Raw genomic sequence first — 16462 nt, 5'->3', positions numbered from 1 at the left:
GATGGCACAGAAGATCATCCGCGTCGGCGACATCGAAATTGCCAACGACAAACCCATGGTGCTGTTCGGCGGCATGAACGTGCTGGAAAGCCGTGACATGGCCATGCAGGTTTGCGAAGAGTACGTGAAAGTCACCGAGAAACTCGGTATCCCTTACGTGTTCAAGGCCAGTTTCGACAAGGCCAACCGTTCTTCTGTGACCTCCTATCGCGGTCCTGGCCTGGAAGAGGGCATGCGCATCTTCCAGGACATCAAACAAGCCTTTGGCGTACCGATCATCACCGACGTCCACGAGCCTGAACAGGCCGCGGTCGTCGCTGAGGTCTGCGACATCATCCAGCTACCGGCCTTCCTGTCGCGCCAGACCGATCTGGTCGTCGCGATGGCCAAGACCAATGCTGTGATCAACATCAAGAAAGCCCAGTTCCTCGCGCCTCAGGAAATGAAACACATCCTGAACAAGTGCGTGGAAGCGGGTAACGATCAATTGATCCTCTGCGAGCGTGGTTCGAGCTTCGGCTACAACAACCTCGTGGTCGACATGCTCGGCTTCGGCATCATGAAGCAGTTCGAGTACCCGGTATTCTTCGACGTGACCCACGCGCTGCAAATGCCGGGTGGTCGTGCCGACTCCGCAGGCGGTCGCCGTGCACAGGTTCTGGATCTGGCCAAGGCGGGCATGAGCCAGTCGCTGGCGGGTCTGTTCCTCGAAGCGCATCCGGATCCGGACAACGCCAAATGCGACGGCCCTTGCGCCTTGCGTCTGGACAAACTGGAGCCATTCCTGGCCCAGCTCAAAGCTTTGGACGAACTGGTGAAGAGTTTTCCGACGGTAGAAACCGCGTAAGCCTCAATTCTCCGGTAAAGTACCGCACGATTTGTCGCTCATGCCCTCGGGCATGAGCGTTATCGTCTGCAAGTCTGCCCGCTGCACACCCCTTGCCGACGGTAAAAAGATTTCCTCTAGCTGCGTCGTTTTCGTCAACTTTGGAGTGTTTACAACAATGGCAAAAATCGTCGACATCAAAGGTCGTGAAGTTCTCGACTCCCGTGGCAATCCCACCGTGGAAGCGGACGTGCTTCTCGACAACGGCATCATCGGCAGCGCTTGCGCGCCGTCCGGTGCATCCACTGGCTCGCGTGAAGCGCTCGAGCTGCGTGATGGCGACAAGAGCCGTTACCTGGGCAAGGGCGTGCTCAAAGCGGTAGCCAACATCAACGGTCCGATCCGCGATCTGCTGCTGGGCACCGACCCAAGCGACCAGAAAGCCCTGGATCACGCGATGATCAAGCTCGACGGTACCGAAAACAAGGCAACTCTGGGCGCCAACGCCATCCTCGCTGTGTCTCTGGCTGCGGCCAAGGCTGCTGCGCAGGACCAGGACCTGCCGCTGTACGCACACATCGCCAACCTCAACGGCACCCCGGGTGTTTACTCGATGCCGGTACCGATGATGAACATCATCAACGGTGGCGAGCACGCCGATAACAACGTCGACATCCAGGAATTCATGGTGCAGCCGGTTGGTGCCAAGTCGTTCTCGGAAGGTCTGCGCATGGGCACCGAGATTTTCCATCACTTGAAAGCTGTGCTGAAGGCTCGTGGCCTGAGCACTGCCGTTGGCGACGAAGGCGGTTTCGCACCGAACCTGGCGTCCAACGAAGACGCGCTGAAAGTGATCTCCGAAGCTGTGGCCAATGCCGGTTACACGCTGGGCACCGACGTGACCCTGGCCCTGGACTGCGCGGCCAGCGAATTCTACGAAGACGGCAAGTACAACCTGTCCGGCGAAGGCCAGGTGTTCACCGCTGAAGGTTTCGCTGACTACCTGAAAGGCCTGACTGAACGTTACCCGATCATCTCGATCGAAGACGGTCTGGACGAGTCTGACTGGGCTGGCTGGAAAATCCTCACCGACAAGATCGGCGAGAAGGTTCAATTGGTGGGCGACGACCTGTTCGTGACCAACACCAAGATCCTGAAAGAGGGCATCGATAAAAACATCGCCAACTCTATCCTGATCAAGTTCAACCAGATCGGCACCCTGACCGAAACCCTTGAAGCCATCCAGATGGCCAAGGCAGCCGGTTACACCGCAGTGATCTCGCACCGTTCCGGCGAAACCGAAGATTCGACCATTGCCGACCTGGCTGTGGGTACTTCGGCTGGCCAGATCAAGACCGGTTCGCTGTGCCGTTCCGACCGCGTTTCCAAGTACAACCAACTGCTGCGTATCGAAGAGCAGTTGAATGGCAAGGCCAAGTACAACGGTCGCAGCGAGTTTCGCGGCTAAGTACAAATCGATGGAAGGACACCGGATTGTGTCGAAAAAGTCGTGACAGCGATGGATTTGCCACTAATCTGATGCCTTAACAGCACAAGCCTGGGTCTTCCAGGCTTCGTGCTATCAGATGCTTCAAAGTTTTGGCGTGGCTGTCTTTTTTCACTGGATACCTGATATTCGATGCGCAGTCCTTACTGGTTGTTTCTCGTTTTGCTCTTGCTACTGGCCGGTCTGCAATACCGCCTGTGGGTGGGCAATGGCAGTCTGGCGCAAGTTGCCGAGCTGAATCAGCAGATTGCTGATCAACATGCCGAGAACGAAGGTTTGCTGGAGCGTAATCGCGTGATGGACGCTGAAGTCAGTGAGTTGAAAAAGGGCATGGAGACCGTTGAAGAGCGGGCTCGTCACGAACTGGGCATGGTCAAGGACGGCGAAACCCTTTACCAGTTGGCCCAATGATCAATTCCCTGCCGGCCTTCTGGGCCGTGATTCCTGCCGCGGGCGTCGGTGCCCGAATGGCCGCGGACCGTCCCAAGCAATATCTGCAATTGGGCGGGCGCACAATTCTCGAACACAGCCTCGGCTGTTTCCTCGATCACCCAAGCCTTAAAGGACTGGTGGTCAGTCTTGCGGTTGATGATCCTTACTGGCCGAACCTGGCGTGCGTCAGCGATCCGCGCATTCAGCGGGTTGAAGGCGGGGCCGAGCGTTCTGGTTCGGTGCTCAATGCCTTGCTGCACTTGCATGCGCAGGGTGCCGATGATGAAGATTGGGTGCTGGTGCACGATGCGGCACGACCGAATCTGAGTCGCGAAGATCTCGACAAGTTACTCGATGAACTGGCGGATGATCCGGTCGGCGGTTTGCTCGCCGTCCCTGCGCGCGACACGTTGAAGCGCGTCGACAAGCAAGGTCGGGTGCTGGAAACCGTCGATCGCAGCGTGATCTGGCAGGCGTATACGCCGCAGATGTTTCGCCTCGGCGCGTTGCATCGGGCGTTGGCGGACAGTCTGGTGGCGGATGCGCTGATTACTGATGAAGCTTCGGCGATGGAGTGGGCCGGTCTCAAGCCGCGACTGATTGAAGGGCGGGCGGATAACCTCAAGGTGACCCGGCCTGAAGATCTCGAATGGTTGCGTCAGCGTTGGGCGAATCGCCGCTAAAAGATCAAAAGATCGCAGCCTTCGGCAGCTCCTACATGGGTTCGCATGCCTTTGTAGGAGCTGCCGAAGGCTGCGATCTTTTGCTTTTCAACCTCGATATTCCGGCCGCTCAGCCAATCCCTCCTTCAAAAAATCCACCAACTTGCGCACCTTCGGCGACAAATGCCGCTGCTGCGGATACAGCGCCCACACCGCCGTGTTCGGTGGCTGGTGCGCCTCCAGCAAGGAAATCAACGCGCCACTGTGCAGATGCTCCAGCACGTAATAGTCCGGCAACTGACACAGCCCAACCCCCTGCAACGCCGCATCCAGCACTGCTTGCCCACTGTTGCAGCGCCAGTTGCCCTGCACCCGTTGGGAAAACTCCCGGCCGTTTTGCTCAAGCTGCCAGATGTCCGAGCTGCCGATCAGGCAATTATGTCGGCTCAATTCCGACAGGCTGTGTGGGCGGCCGTACCGCTCAACGTAGGACGGTGAAGCGCAGAGAAACATTCGCCGTGGCGCCAGGCGTGTCGCGACCAGCCGCGAGTCCTGCAAGCGACCGAGACGAATCGCCAGGTCCAATCCTTCATGCACCAGGTCGAGTTGGCGATTGCTCAGTTCGATATCGATGCGCAGCTGCGGATAAAGCCCCATGAACCGCGTTACCAGCGGCACGATAAAGCGTTCGCCGTAAGCCACGGCACAGGTCATGCGCAGCATGCCTTTCGGCTCACTGGTCAGGTCGCCCACCGCACGCAGGGCTTCTTCGCGACCATCCTGCAAGCGTTGGCAATGTTGCAGAAAGGTCTGCCCGGCCTCGGTCAGTGTCACGCGCCGGGTACTGCGATAGAGCAGACGCGTCTGCAAACGCTCTTCGAGTCGGACGATTTGGCGACTGATGTGCGAGGACGAAACCCCAAGACGTTCGGCAGCGGCGGTGAACTGGCTGCATTCGGCGACGGCGACGAACTCGTCGATGCCTTCCCAGCGGTTTTCGGACATGGGGATTATCCCTGTATGGCAATAATGTTTTGCTTTTGTCCGGATTATTCATCGTAAAGCCATGTATTACACTCCTTGTCTGGTTTTTTATTCATTGGATTCACTGGAGAGTCAGCATGATCAAGTCGCGCGCCGCCGTTGCCTTCGAGGCCAAGAAGCCGCTGGAAATCGTAGAAGTCGATGTCGCCATGCCCAAGGCCGGCGAAGTGTTGCTGCGCGTGGTGGCTTCCGGGGTTTGCCACACTGACGCCTACACCCTGTCCGGTGCTGATCCGGAAGGCATCTTTCCGTCGATCCTTGGCCACGAAGGTGGCGCGATCGTTGAAGCCATCGGCGAGGGCGTAACCTCGGTTGCGGTGGGCGATCACGTGATTCCGCTGTACACCCCGGAATGCGGCCAGTGCAAATTCTGTAAGTCGGGCAAGACCAACCTGTGTCAGGCAATTCGCGCCACTCAGGGTAAAGGTTTGATGCCGGACGGCACTTCGCGCTTTTCCTACAAGGGCGAAACGATTTTCCACTACATGGGCACTTCGACGTTCTCGGAATACACCGTGTTACCGGAAATATCCGTGGCCAAGATCTCCAAGGACGCGCCACTGGAAAAGGTTTGCCTGCTGGGCTGCGGCGTCACCACCGGTATCGGCGCAGTGCTCAACACCGCCAAGGTCAAACCGGGTGACACCGTGGCCATCTTCGGTCTCGGCGGCATCGGTCTGTCAGCGGTGATCGGCGCGGTGAAAGCCAAGGCTGCGCGCATCATTGCCATCGACATCAATCCGGCCAAGTTCGAAATCGCCAAGCAACTCGGTGCAACCGACTGCGTAAACCCGAAAGACTTCGATCGTCCGATCCAGGAAGTGATCGTCGACATGACCGATGGCGGCGTCGACTTCTCCTTCGAATGCATCGGCAACGTGCAACTGATGCGCGCCGCCCTTGAGTGCTGCCACAAAGGTTGGGGTGAGTCGGTGATCATCGGTGTGGCCGGTGCCGGCCAGGAAATCGCGACCCGTCCGTTCCAGTTGGTGACCGGTCGCGTCTGGCGCGGTTCGGCGTTCGGCGGCGTGCGCGGTCGTACCGAGTTGCCAAGCTACGTCGACATGGCCCAGAGCGGCGAAATCCCGCTGGATACGTTCATCACCCACACCATGGGCCTGGAAGACATCAACAAAGCGTTCGATCTGATGCACGAAGGCAAGAGCATTCGTACCGTCATTCATTTCTGATCAATCGTGGCGACATGGCTACAAGTCTTGAAGGCTTGTGGTCGTGATCACGTAGGAGTCTTCATATGAATCTGGAAAACATCTCCTGTCAGAAGAGTTTCGGCGGTTGGCACAAGCGCTATCGCCATCGCTCTGACGTGCTCGGTTGCGACATGGTGTTCGCCGTCTACCTGCCACCGCAGGCTGAGCAGGGCGGCAAGCTGCCAGTGCTGTATTGGTTGTCAGGCCTGACCTGCACCGATGAGAACTTCATGCAGAAGGCCGGCGCGATGCGCATGGCTGCCGAACTGGGTTTGATCATTGTTGCGCCGGACACCAGCCCGCGCGGCCCCGATGTCCCGGGTGATCCGGACAACGCTTGGGATTTCGGCCTTGGCGCCGGGTTCTATCTGAATGCCACCCAGGAACCTTGGTCGCGCCACTATCGGATGCATGACTATGTCGTGCAGGAATTGCCTTCACTGGTTGAAGCGCATTTCCCCGCTTCGGACAAACGCAGCATCAGCGGCCACTCCATGGGCGGTCACGGTGCGTTGGTCTGCGCATTGCGAAACCCGGGTCGCTATCAATCGGTGTCGGCGTTCTCGCCGATCAACAACCCGATGGATTGCCCATGGGGGCAAAAGGCGTTCTCCCGTTACCTGGGCGAAGATCGTTCGAAGTGGAAAGAGTGGGATGCCTGTGCGCTGATCGCCGAGGCCCACGAAAAACTGCCGCTGCTGGTCGATCAGGGTGATCGCGACGACTTCCTCGCCACTCAGCTCAAACCCGAAGCCTTGCAACAAGCAGCAAAACAAGCGGGCCATCCGCTGACATTGCGCCTGCAACCGGGCTACGACCACAGCTATTTCTTCATCTCAAGCTTTATAGACGACCACTTGCAGCATCACGCACGCGCCCTGCGCGGTTAATGCAGGTAGAATCACGCCCTGACAAAAATCGGGGCGTTTTTTTTATGCGTATTGGCCACGGCTATGATGTGCACCGTTTCGCTGAAGGCGATTTCATTACTCTGGGCGGCGTGCGTATCGCACACAGCTTCGGGCTGCTCGCTCATTCCGACGGTGACGTTTTGCTGCACGCCTTGAGCGATGCCTTGCTCGGCGCTGCGGCGCTGGGTGATATCGGCAAACACTTCCCGGACACCGACCCGCAATTCAAGGGCGCCGACAGCCGTGCGCTGCTGCGTCATGTGGTCGCGCTGATCCATGCCAAGGGCTGGAAAGTCGGCAACGTCGACAACACCATCGTTGCCCAGGCGCCGAAAATGGCCCCGCATATCGAATCGATGCGCGCGCTGATCGCGGCGGATCTTCAAGTTGAGTTGGATCAAGTGAACGTGAAAGCTACCACCACCGAAAAGCTTGGCTTTGTCGGTCGCGAAGAAGGCATCGCCGTGCACTCCGTTGCCTTGTTGCTGCGCGCATGAATGAACTGCAATTGCTCGGCCCGCGTGCCTATGGCGAAGCTCTCGGCAGCGCGATACTAAAAGCCATCGCCGAAGATTTTCAGGTCGATGAAGTGCTCGACATCCCGTTCAGCGGCGACGGCGAGCACTTGTGGATCTGGGTCGAAAAACGCGGCCTCAACACTGAAGAAGCCGCACGGCGTATTGCCAAGGCTGCCGGCGTGCCGTTGCGCACCGTCAGCTATGCCGGGCTGAAGGATCGTCAGGCGCTGACCCGTCAGTGGTTCAGCGTGCAACTGCCGGGCAAGGCCGATCCGGATCTGTCAGCGGCGGAAAACGACACGCTGAAGATCCTCAAGACCACCCGGCACAAGCGCAAGCTGCAACGCGGTGCGCATTCGGCCAACGGTTTCACCTTGCGCCTGACTCAGTTCACTGGCGACAAAGACGCGATTGAACAGCGTCTGCAACTGATCGCCAAACAGGGCATTCCCAATTATTTCGGCGCCCAGCGTTTCGGCCATGACGGCGGCAACGTCGTTGATGCGCGTGCGTGGGCGGCGCGCAAGGCTTTGCCGGAGCAGCGCAATGTGCGCTCGCGCCTGCTCTCGACCGCGCGCAGTTTTCTGTTCAACAAAGTGCTGGCGGCGCGTGTTGCCGATGGTACTTGGCAAAAAGCTCAGGTCGGCGATCTGCTGGCGTTCACCGACAGCCGCAGTTTTTTCCCGGCCGGAGAAGCTGAATGCAGCGACCCGCGTCTGGCGATTCTCGATCTGCATCCGACCGGTCCACAGTGGGGCGAAGGTGACTCGCCGACCGCAGGCGTTGTCCATGAACTGGAGCAGGGGATCGCCGCCGATGAAGCAGAGCTGCGCGATTGGTTGGTTCATGCCGGCATGAGCCACGAACGTCGCATCCTGCGGCTGCCCATTGGCGGGTTGACGTGGCATTATCCCCAGCCTGACATTCTGCAACTGGAATTCGTCCTCCCGGCCGGATGCTTCGCCACCGTATTGGTGCGCGAACTCGTTGATCTGGTGCCGGTGGGGCAGACGGACAGCCCATGCGTATTCTGATTTCTAACGACGATGGGGTAACCGCACCCGGTCTTGCCGCGCTCTATGCTGCGCTGGCGGATTACACCGAGTGCGTGGTTATCGCCCCGGAGCAGGACAAAAGCGGCGCCAGCAGTTCGCTGACGCTCGACCGTCCGCTGCACCCGCAATACCTTGCCAACGGCTTTATCAGCCTCAACGGCACACCGACCGACTGCGTGCACCTGGGCCTGAACGGCCTGCTGGAACGCGAGGCGGACATGGTGGTTTCCGGCATCAACCTCGGCGCCAACCTTGGCGATGACGTGCTGTATTCCGGGACAGTGGCGGCCGCTCTTGAGGGACGTTTCCTCGAGCGTCCGTCGTTTGCTTTTTCGCTGGTCTCACGGCAGGTGGATAATCTGCCGACGGCGGCGTACTTTGCGCGCAAACTGGTTGAAGCCCATGCCGGGCTCGACCTGCCGCCGCGCACGGTGCTCAACGTGAATATTCCCAACCTGCCCATCGATCACATTCGTGGCATCCAGCTGACCCGACTCGGCCATCGCGCCCGCGCGGCCGCGCCGATGAAAGTGGTCGATCCGCGTGGCAAGGCAGGTTACTGGATCGCTGCCGCCGGCGATGCCGAGGATGGCGGCCCCGGCACCGACTTTCATGCGGTGATGCAAGGTTATGTCTCCATCACGCCGTTGCAGCTTGATCGCACCTTCAATGATGCCTTCAGAAGTCTCGATGGCTGGCTGGAGGGACTGCGCTGATGGCCCGTGAACACGAAGACAGGCTGCGCAGCGGCATCGGTATGACCTCGCAGCGTACCCGTGAACGTCTGATCCAGCGCCTGTACGAAGAGGGCGTGTCTAACGCCAAGGTGCTGGAAGTGATTCGGCGTACGCCGCGTCATCTGTTCGTCGATGAAGCGCTGGCACATCGCGCTTACGAGGACACGGCGCTGCCGATCGGCAATAACCAGACCATTTCCCAGCCTTATATGGTGGCGCGCATGAGCGAGCTGCTGTTGGAGGCGGGACCGCTGGATAAAGTGCTGGAGATCGGCACTGGTTCCGGTTACCAGACCGCTGTGTTGTCGCAACTGGTCGAGCGAGTGTTCTCGGTCGAGCGCATCAAGGTCCTGCAGGACCGGGCCAAGGAACGTCTGGTTGAACTGAACCTGCGCAACGTGGTGTTCCGCTGGGGCGATGGCTGGGAAGGCTGGCCGGCGCTGGCACCGTATAACGGCATTATCGTCACGGCCGTGGCCACCGATGTACCGCAAGCCTTGCTCGATCAACTGGCTCCGGGCGGGCGCATGGTGATCCCGGTGGGCTCGGGAGAAGTGCAGCAATTGTTGCTGATCGTGCGTGAGGAAAACGGCTTTTCCCGGCATGTTCTGGGGGCTGTTCGTTTCGTGCCGTTGCTCAATGGGCCGCTGGCCTGAGCATTTGTTTACGCACGCTGAATTCCTTTCGTTCGCCTGTGTCTTACTCCGGCAGCGATGGTTTAAACGCAGCAGATTGTCAGCTTGCAAACGTGTGCGCGAAGCGATTTCGCTTCATTAAAGGTAAAGCCGATCCGGCCCGTTATACTTGCGACACCTCATGCCGACATCCGGCATTTCACATTTTTCAGCCACCACAAAGGGAGCGGCGGGTGAGTCTCACAGTCATTGCGCAGCGTATGGGTAACACGAGCTTTCAGCGCCTGGTGACTGGCCTTGTCTTGAGCACCTTGCTGGTCGGTTGCTCCAGCACCAAATCGAGCAATGTGCGGGTGGTCGATCGCAATAATGCGGTGGCCCAGCGTCCTACCGTGACGACCGGACAGTATGTAGTCCGTCCCGGCGATACGATGTTTTCGATCGCGTTTCGCTACGGCTGGGACTACAAAGCCCTCGCGGCCCGGAACAATATTCCTACGCCGTACACGATCCATCCGGGTCAGACGATTCGCTTCGATGGCCGCACCGGTTCAACGCCGACGGCGGTGGTCGGCAACAGCAGTTCTTCGCCTTCTTCTTCGAGTAAAACCACGGTAATCCGGCGCCAGGCAAATGGCACGACGACCACCACAACCACCGGTTCTACTGGCGGTTCTGCGGGTGTTGCACCGTCCGTCGCCAACAAGCAAGCGCCCGCGCCACTGCCTCCGGCAGGCCCGGCCCCGACCGGCTGGGGATGGCCATCTAATGGCATTCTGATTGGAAAATTCTCTTCAAACGGTAGTTTGAATAAAGGAATTGATATCGCCGGAGATTTGGGACAGCCTGTTTTAGCTGCGTCTGATGGGACGGTGGTATACGCCGGGAGTGGCTTAAGGGGCTACGGCGAATTAGTCATCATCAAACACAGCGAAACCTACGTCAGTGCCTACGGACATAACCGTAGGCTGTTGGTTCGGGAGGGACAGCAGGTCAAGGTCGGACAGACAATTGCCGAAATGGGGTCAACGGGTACAGACCGGGTGAAACTGCATTTTGAGATTCGCCGCCAAGGTAAACCTGTGGATCCGCTGCAGTTCCTGCCAAGACGTTGATTTGTAAGCCAGCCTGTTCCGTCACGTAGAGGGGACAGGCTCCAGCGCTGCCAAGGATAAAGGCGTCGCTTGAGCTTGGGGTCGAACTCACCAAAGGACTATAACAATGGCTCTCAGTAAAGAAGTGCCGGAGTTTGACATCGACGATGAGGTTCTCCTTATGGAGACCGGCATCGATTCGGATTCGATGTCGAATGATGAAGGGGCTGCTCCACCTTCCGTTCGTTCCAAATCCAAACACTCCGCTTCACTTAAACAACATAAGTACATCGACTACACGCGTGCACTTGATGCCACGCAGTTGTATCTCAACGAAATCGGCTTTTCCCCATTGCTCTCCCCGGAGGAAGAAGTTCATTTTGCGCGCTTGTCGCAAAGTGGCGATCCGGCCGGGCGCAAGCGCATGATTGAAAGTAACCTGCGGCTGGTGGTCAAAATCGCCCGGCGTTACGTCAATCGAGGGCTGTCGCTGCTGGATCTGATCGAAGAGGGCAACCTCGGGCTGATCCGGGCGGTGGAAAAGTTCGATCCCGAGCGCGGCTTCCGCTTCTCGACCTATGCAACCTGGTGGATTCGTCAGACCATCGAGCGCGCGATCATGAATCAGACCCGGACCATCCGGTTGCCGATCCATGTGGTCAAGGAGCTCAACGTGTACCTGCGGGCTGCACGGGAGCTGACGCAAAAGCTCGACCACGAACCTTCACCCGAAGAAATCGCCAACCTGCTGGAAAAACCGGTGGGCGAGGTCAAGCGCATGCTGGGCCTGAACGAGCGGGTTTCTTCGGTCGACGTCTCGCTGGGTCCGGATTCGGATAAAACCCTGCTGGACACCCTTACCGATGATCGTCCGACCGATCCGTGCGAACTGTTGCAGGATGACGACCTGTCACAGAGCATCGATCAATGGCTGTCGGAGCTGACCGACAAGCAGCGCGAGGTGGTTGTGCGTCGCTTCGGCCTGCGCGGTCACGAGAGCAGCACGCTGGAAGACGTAGGCCTGGAGATCGGCCTGACCCGGGAACGGGTGCGGCAGATTCAGGTCGAAGGCCTCAAGCGCCTTCGTGAAATTCTTGAGAAGAATGGCCTGTCGAGCGAGTCGCTGTTCCAGTAAGCGCCTCTCACGTCCGCCCGCAGAAAGCCCCGACTGGTTCGGGGCTTTTTGTTGGCCTGGATTTGGTGGCTGTCCCTTGCAACGCTGTTGATTGCCGGACGTACGGTTGGCAATTCCATCGTTTGTAGTCTCGCGGTGTAAGCCTTGGCTTACTCTTTCGTAGGTGTTCACTATTTTTTTAGGACGGCAGACGTCGATTATCCTCGGCGTGGTTATTTAACTTATTGATTTATATATTTATTTTTTAATGTGAAGTGCTTATTACAGCGCTTCTACGGTCTCAGGGCCGATTGCTCTCGCCGGGGAATTCTCTAGTATCTGGGTTGTGTCGACGGACAGACACGCCCTTCAAGGATGAGGGGAACGGACATCGCAGGACGCGATTCATCAGGACGATGAAAAGGAATACAGGGAATAGGGAAAAAATGTGGGCGGGTCATACCGCCCCTTTTTTTGCCCGCAGAAAAGCAGAACACAGAAAAGCAAAAAGGCCCGCGAGGGGCCTTTTCATTCGAGCGCGGGGCAGATCAGCGTTCGAGGTCTTTGATCTTGCCTTTGACGCCGTCCCACTCTTCGGCATCCGGCAGCGATTCTTTCTTCTCGGTGATGTTCGGCCAGATTTCAGCCAGCTCAACGTTGAGTTGAATGAACTCCTGCATCTCTTCCGGAACTTCGTCCTCGGAGAAGATGGCTACGGCCGGGCATTCCGGTTCGCACAGGGCGCAGTCGATGCACTCATCCGGGTGAATCACCAGGAAGTTTGGGCCTTCGTAAAAGCAGTCCACCGGACAGACTTCTACGCAGTCGGTGTACTTGCACTTGATGCAGTTGTCGGTGACGACGAAGGTCATTTCTAATTTTCTCCTCAGGCGGCGGCAGCGTTGCCCCTTCACGGTTGGGGTCGCCAGGTTCGGGAGCGATACCTGCTGGCCAGGCTATTAGCCAGCAGCATCCCAAACCGCGCGAGATTCTAACAGCTTGAAGCCGTTTGCGTTATATCCGCTTCTTCAGTGCTTATATCCGGTTCTTCAATGCATAGAGCATTTCGAGCGCACGACGCGGGGTCAGGTCATCCAGATCCAGTTTAGCCAGCTCATCGAGTACCGGATGCGGCAGGCTGGCGAACATGTCGCTTTGCTGTGGCGTCGCCGGTTTGCCCTTGGCCGCAGGTTTCGGCGCTTCATGCGGCAACGCGGTTTCTTCCAGTCGGCTCAAGTGCTCGCGGGCACGCACGATCACTTCACTCGGCACGCCGGCCAACTGCGCCACTGCCAAGCCATAACTCTGGCTGGCAGGGCCGGGCAGCACGTGGTGCAGGAACACGATGCGTTCGTTGTGCTCGGTGGCGTTGAGGTGGACGTTGGCCACCAATGGCTCGGCTTCCGGCAACACGGTCAGTTCGAAGTAGTGTGTAGCGAACAGTGTGTAGGCGCGCAAATGAGCCAGGCGCTCCGCCGCAGCCCACGCCAGCGACAGACCGTCGAAGGTGCTGGTGCCGCGACCGACTTCGTCCATCAGTACCAGGCTGCGCTCGGTGGCGTTGTGCAGGATGTTGGCGGTCTCGCTCATTTCAACCATGAAGGTCGAACGGCCGCCCGCGAGGTCATCGCTGGAACCGATGCGGGTGAAAATGCGATCGACCAGCGACAGTTCGCAACTGGCGGCCGGCACGAAGCTGCCGATATGCGCCAGCAGCACGATCAGTGCGGTTTGGCGCATGTAGGTGGATTTACCGCCCATGTTCGGGCCGGTGATCACCAGCATGCGCGTGTTGTCATCCAGACTGAGGTCGTTGGCCACGAACGGCGTGGTCAGCACCTGCTCGACCACCGGGTGACGACCCTGGGAGATGCGCATGCACGGCTCGCTGACGAAACGTGGGCAGTTCAGATCGAGGTTCAGCGCGCGCTCGGCGAGGTTGCTCAACACGTCGAGTTCGGCCAGTGCGCCAGCGGTGTCCTGCAACGGTGGCAATTGGCTGATCAAGTCTTCCAGCAGCGCTTCGTAAAGCATCTTCTCGCGTGCGAGGGCGCGGCTCTTGGCCGACAGCGCCTTGTCTTCGAATTCTTTCAGTTCCGGCGTGATAAAGCGTTCGGCGCCTTTCAGCGTCTGCCGACGAATGTAATCCGCTGGCGCCGATTCGGCCTGCTTGCTCGGCAGTTCGATGAAGTAGCCGTGAATGCGGTTATAGCCAACTTTCAGGTGGCTCAGGCCTGTGCGGGCTTTCTCGCGGGCTTCCAGATCGATGAGGAACTGACCGGCGTTTTCGCTCAGCGATTGCAACTCGTCGAGTTCACTGTCGTAACCGGTTTTCAGCACGCCGCCGTCACGGATGACCGCAGGCGGGTTGTCGATAATGGCTTTTTCCAGCAGCGCCGCCAGTTCCGGGTAAGTGCTGGTGGTGGTCGCCAGACCTTGCAGGTGCGGCGCTTCCAGGTCGGTCATGGCCACTTGCAGTTCAGGCAGTGCGCCAAGGGCGTCGCGCAGCCGTGCGAGATCACGAGGACGCGCGTTGCGCAGGCCGATCCGCGCGAGAATCCGTTCGATGTCGCCGATTTCCTTGAGCTGCGGTTGCAGTTTTTCGAAGCGGTAGCGATCGAGCAGGCAAGTGATCGAGGTCTGACGCGCCAGCAGCACGGTCAGATCGCGCAGCGGACGATTCAGCCAACGGGTCAGCAAGCGGCTGCCCATGGCGGTCTGGCAGCGATCGACCACCGATTGCAAGGTATTGTCGCGGCCACCGGCCAGGTTGGTGTCGAGTTCAAGATTGCGGCGGCTTGCACCGTCCAACACCACGGTGTCGTCGAGACGCTCGTGGCGCAGGCTGCGCAGGTGGGGCAGGGCGGTGCGCTGGGTTTCCTTGGCATACGCCAACAGGCAACCGGCAGCGCCGATGGCCAGGGTCAGGTTCTCGCAACCAAAGCCCTTCAGGTCTTGGGTGGAGAATTGCTGGCAAAGGCTTTTCAGCGCTGAGTCGCGCTCGAAATCCCACGGTGCACGCCGACTGACGCCACGGCGTTTTTCCGCTGGCAGGTCCCTTGGCCAGTCGTCCGGGATCAGCAATTCCACCGGGTTGATCCGCTCCAGTTCCGCCAGCAGATTTTCCCAGCCTTTGATTTCCGACACGCTGAAGCTGCCGCTGGTGATGTCCAGCACGGCCAGACCGAACAGACGCTCATCACCCAACAGCGCAGCGATCAGGTTGTCGCGGCGCTCGTCGAGCAGCGCCTCATCACTGACCGTACCCGGCGTGAGGATTCGTACGACCTGACGTTCAACCGGGCCTTTGCTGGTCGCTGGATCGCCGACCTGCTCGCAGATCACCACCGATTCGCCGAGCTTGACCAGTTTCGCCAGATAGCCTTCCGCCGCGTGGTAGGGAATCCCGCACATCGGAATCGCCTGTCCCGCCGACTGCCCGCGCGCGGTCAGGGTGATGTCGAGCAACTTGGCAGCCTTCTTTGCGTCTTCGTAGAAGATCTCGTAGAAGTCGCCCATGCGGTAGAACATCAGCTGATCCGGGTGCTGATTCTTCAGGCGCCAGTACTGCTGCATCATCGGAGTGTGGGAGGACAGGTCGGAGACGGCTTTATTCATCGGATTGTCAGGCAACTCGTTAAAAGATGTAGGGCAAAAGCGGGGGCATCGGCCAGGCTTTCGCGCGATGGGCGCAAGGTTACCATGGGCAGTCTGCCGGACGCAGGCATCGCAGCCGGGTGACGGTTTTCTTCACCGAAAGGTGTATTTATGCACGATTTATGCAAATCAGCATTTGTCTTCATTAAAAACTTCAAGCACTATGCGCGTTATGCAAAAACGCAACGTAGCCTCCGTCTTAAGAGCACTGCTCGACCAGCACGGGATCTCCCCCACGGAGCTCCACCGTCGCACCGGCGTGCCTCAATCCACTCTCTCGCGGATTCTCAGCGGGAAGATCGTCGATCCCTCGGATAAACATATCTCGAAGATCGCCGAGTACTTCGCCGTGAGCACCGATCAGTTGCGCGGGCGCGCGGATGTCACGCCGTCGGCCGGTGCCGCGCGTGATGATGTACACGCGGAACTCAAGGACATAATGCTGTGGGACGACGATACGCCGGTCGATGATGACGAAGTATCGGTGCCGTTCCTTCGCGAGGTTGAATTGGCTGCTGGATCAGGAAGATTCGTCATCGAAGAAAGCGAGCGCTCTAGCCTGCGCTTCGGCAAGCGCAGCCTGCGCCATAACGGGGTGCAGTTCGACCAGGCCAAATGCGTGACAGTGCGTGGCAACAGCATGTTGCCGGTCTTGCGTGATGGTGCCACCGTCGGCGTCAATGCGGGCAAGTGCGGCATCGGCGACATCATCGATGGCGACCTGTACGCGATCAATCACAACGGCCAATTGCGCGTGAAGCAGCTTTATCGCTTGCCTACCGGCATTCGTCTGCGCAGCTTCAATCGCGATGAGCATCCAGACGAAGACTACAGCTTCCAGGAAATCCAGGAAGAGCAGATCGTCATCCTCGGTCACGTCTTCTGGTGGGGCATGTACGCCCGCTAACCAGACCTCTTCCAGATAAACCCGCCTTCGTTGGCGGGTTTTTTTTCGCCTGAATAAAACCACCAAACCCTTTCGCTGCGGGGCTTTCATGCGTTTGCGCATTTCTAATGCATAAATAAATGCATTTGCGCATTGACTGGATATGCATACAT

The 16462-nt window shown here is 58.6% G+C and carries 16 protein-coding genes; 13 read left to right on the top strand and 3 right to left on the bottom strand.

The genetic code is table 11. The annotated features are described in order from the left end of the window. Position 1 precedes the first annotated feature (1 nt). The 4 genes from kdsA (at position 2) to ispD (ending at position 3448) form a co-directional block, all read left to right on the top strand. Positions 2-847, top strand: a complete 846-nt coding sequence (gene kdsA, locus ACM6JQ_RS21610; RefSeq protein ID WP_007908840.1) for a 3-deoxy-8-phosphooctulonate synthase — start codon at positions 2-4, stop codon at positions 845-847. 157 nt (positions 848-1004) lie between these two features. Next, positions 1005-2294, top strand: coding sequence for a phosphopyruvate hydratase (eno, locus tag ACM6JQ_RS21605; RefSeq protein ID WP_414894653.1), 1290 nt, complete (start codon positions 1005-1007; stop codon positions 2292-2294). Positions 2295-2465: 171 nt separating this feature from the next. Next, positions 2466-2744, top strand: a complete 279-nt coding sequence (gene ftsB / locus ACM6JQ_RS21600) for a cell division protein FtsB (protein ID WP_007908838.1) — start codon at positions 2466-2468, stop codon at positions 2742-2744. Then, positions 2741-3448 carry a 2-C-methyl-D-erythritol 4-phosphate cytidylyltransferase gene (gene ispD / locus ACM6JQ_RS21595; RefSeq protein WP_095112507.1) on the top strand — a complete coding sequence of 236 codons (708 nt, stop codon included), beginning with the start codon at positions 2741-2743 and terminating at the stop codon, positions 3446-3448. Before ftsB ends, ispD begins: the two co-directional genes overlap by 4 nt. 87 nt (positions 3449-3535) lie before the next feature. Here the strand turns inward: ispD and ACM6JQ_RS21590 are convergent, their stop codons facing one another. Beyond that, a complete protein-coding gene (locus ACM6JQ_RS21590) occupies positions 3536-4432 on the bottom strand; it encodes a LysR substrate-binding domain-containing protein (RefSeq protein ID WP_007908836.1) in 897 nt (298 codons plus the stop codon). Positions 4433-4548: 116 nt separating this feature from the next. Here ACM6JQ_RS21590 and ACM6JQ_RS21585 point away from each other — a divergent pair, with 116 nt between their 5' ends. The 8 genes from ACM6JQ_RS21585 to rpoS all read left to right on the top strand — a co-directional run bounded on the left by ACM6JQ_RS21585 (position 4549) and on the right by rpoS (position 11767). Beyond that, positions 4549-5661, top strand: coding sequence for an S-(hydroxymethyl)glutathione dehydrogenase/class III alcohol dehydrogenase (locus tag ACM6JQ_RS21585; RefSeq protein ID WP_007908835.1), 1113 nt, complete (start codon positions 4549-4551; stop codon positions 5659-5661). Positions 5662-5726: 65 nt separating this feature from the next. Further along, positions 5727-6572, top strand: coding sequence for an S-formylglutathione hydrolase (gene fghA, locus ACM6JQ_RS21580; protein ID WP_095112506.1), 846 nt, complete (start codon positions 5727-5729; stop codon positions 6570-6572). A gap of 44 nt (positions 6573-6616) precedes the next feature. Beyond that, complete coding sequence (ispF, locus tag ACM6JQ_RS21575; RefSeq protein WP_034149878.1) at positions 6617-7090, top strand: 2-C-methyl-D-erythritol 2,4-cyclodiphosphate synthase; 474 nt, start codon at positions 6617-6619, stop codon at positions 7088-7090. Next, positions 7087-8145 (top strand): tRNA pseudouridine(13) synthase TruD, encoded by a 1059-nt coding sequence (gene truD / locus ACM6JQ_RS21570; RefSeq protein WP_007908832.1) that lies wholly within the window; start codon positions 7087-7089, stop codon positions 8143-8145. Before ispF ends, truD begins: the two co-directional genes overlap by 4 nt. Further along, positions 8133-8882: a 5'/3'-nucleotidase SurE gene (surE, locus tag ACM6JQ_RS21565; RefSeq protein ID WP_007908831.1), complete on the top strand. Its 750-nt coding sequence runs from the start codon at positions 8133-8135 to the stop codon at positions 8880-8882. Before truD ends, surE begins: the two co-directional genes overlap by 13 nt. Before the next feature lie 41 nt (positions 8883-8923). Continuing rightward, positions 8924-9559, top strand: coding sequence for a protein-L-isoaspartate(D-aspartate) O-methyltransferase (locus ACM6JQ_RS21560; RefSeq protein ID WP_171057346.1), 636 nt, complete (start codon positions 8924-8926; stop codon positions 9557-9559). A gap of 212 nt (positions 9560-9771) precedes the next feature. Beyond that, positions 9772-10653, top strand: coding sequence for a peptidoglycan DD-metalloendopeptidase family protein (locus tag ACM6JQ_RS21555; RefSeq protein ID WP_007908829.1), 882 nt, complete (start codon positions 9772-9774; stop codon positions 10651-10653). Between the two features lie 106 nt (positions 10654-10759). Beyond that, positions 10760-11767, top strand: coding sequence for an RNA polymerase sigma factor RpoS (gene rpoS / locus ACM6JQ_RS21550; protein WP_007908828.1), 1008 nt, complete (start codon positions 10760-10762; stop codon positions 11765-11767). 527 nt (positions 11768-12294) lie between these two features. Here the strand turns inward: rpoS and fdxA are convergent. Together fdxA and mutS are read right to left on the bottom strand one after the other, a co-directional pair. Then, a complete protein-coding gene (gene fdxA / locus ACM6JQ_RS21545; protein WP_007908827.1) occupies positions 12295-12618 on the bottom strand; it encodes a ferredoxin FdxA in 324 nt (107 codons plus the stop codon). Between the two features lie 163 nt (positions 12619-12781). Continuing rightward, positions 12782-15364, bottom strand: coding sequence for a DNA mismatch repair protein MutS (mutS, locus tag ACM6JQ_RS21540; RefSeq protein WP_405122229.1), 2583 nt, complete (start codon positions 15362-15364; stop codon positions 12782-12784). Between the two features lie 211 nt (positions 15365-15575). Here mutS and ACM6JQ_RS21535 point away from each other — a divergent pair, with 211 nt between their 5' ends. Beyond that, positions 15576-16310, top strand: a complete 735-nt coding sequence (locus ACM6JQ_RS21535) for an XRE family transcriptional regulator (protein WP_414894652.1) — start codon at positions 15576-15578, stop codon at positions 16308-16310. Positions 16311-16462: the final 152 nt, after the last annotated feature.

The organism is Pseudomonas sp. IT-232MI5 (assembly GCF_949767845.1).
In the GTDB taxonomy this organism is placed as follows: domain Bacteria; phylum Pseudomonadota; class Gammaproteobacteria; order Pseudomonadales; family Pseudomonadaceae; genus Aquipseudomonas.
This window is presented reverse-complemented; position numbering and strand designations above follow the sequence as displayed.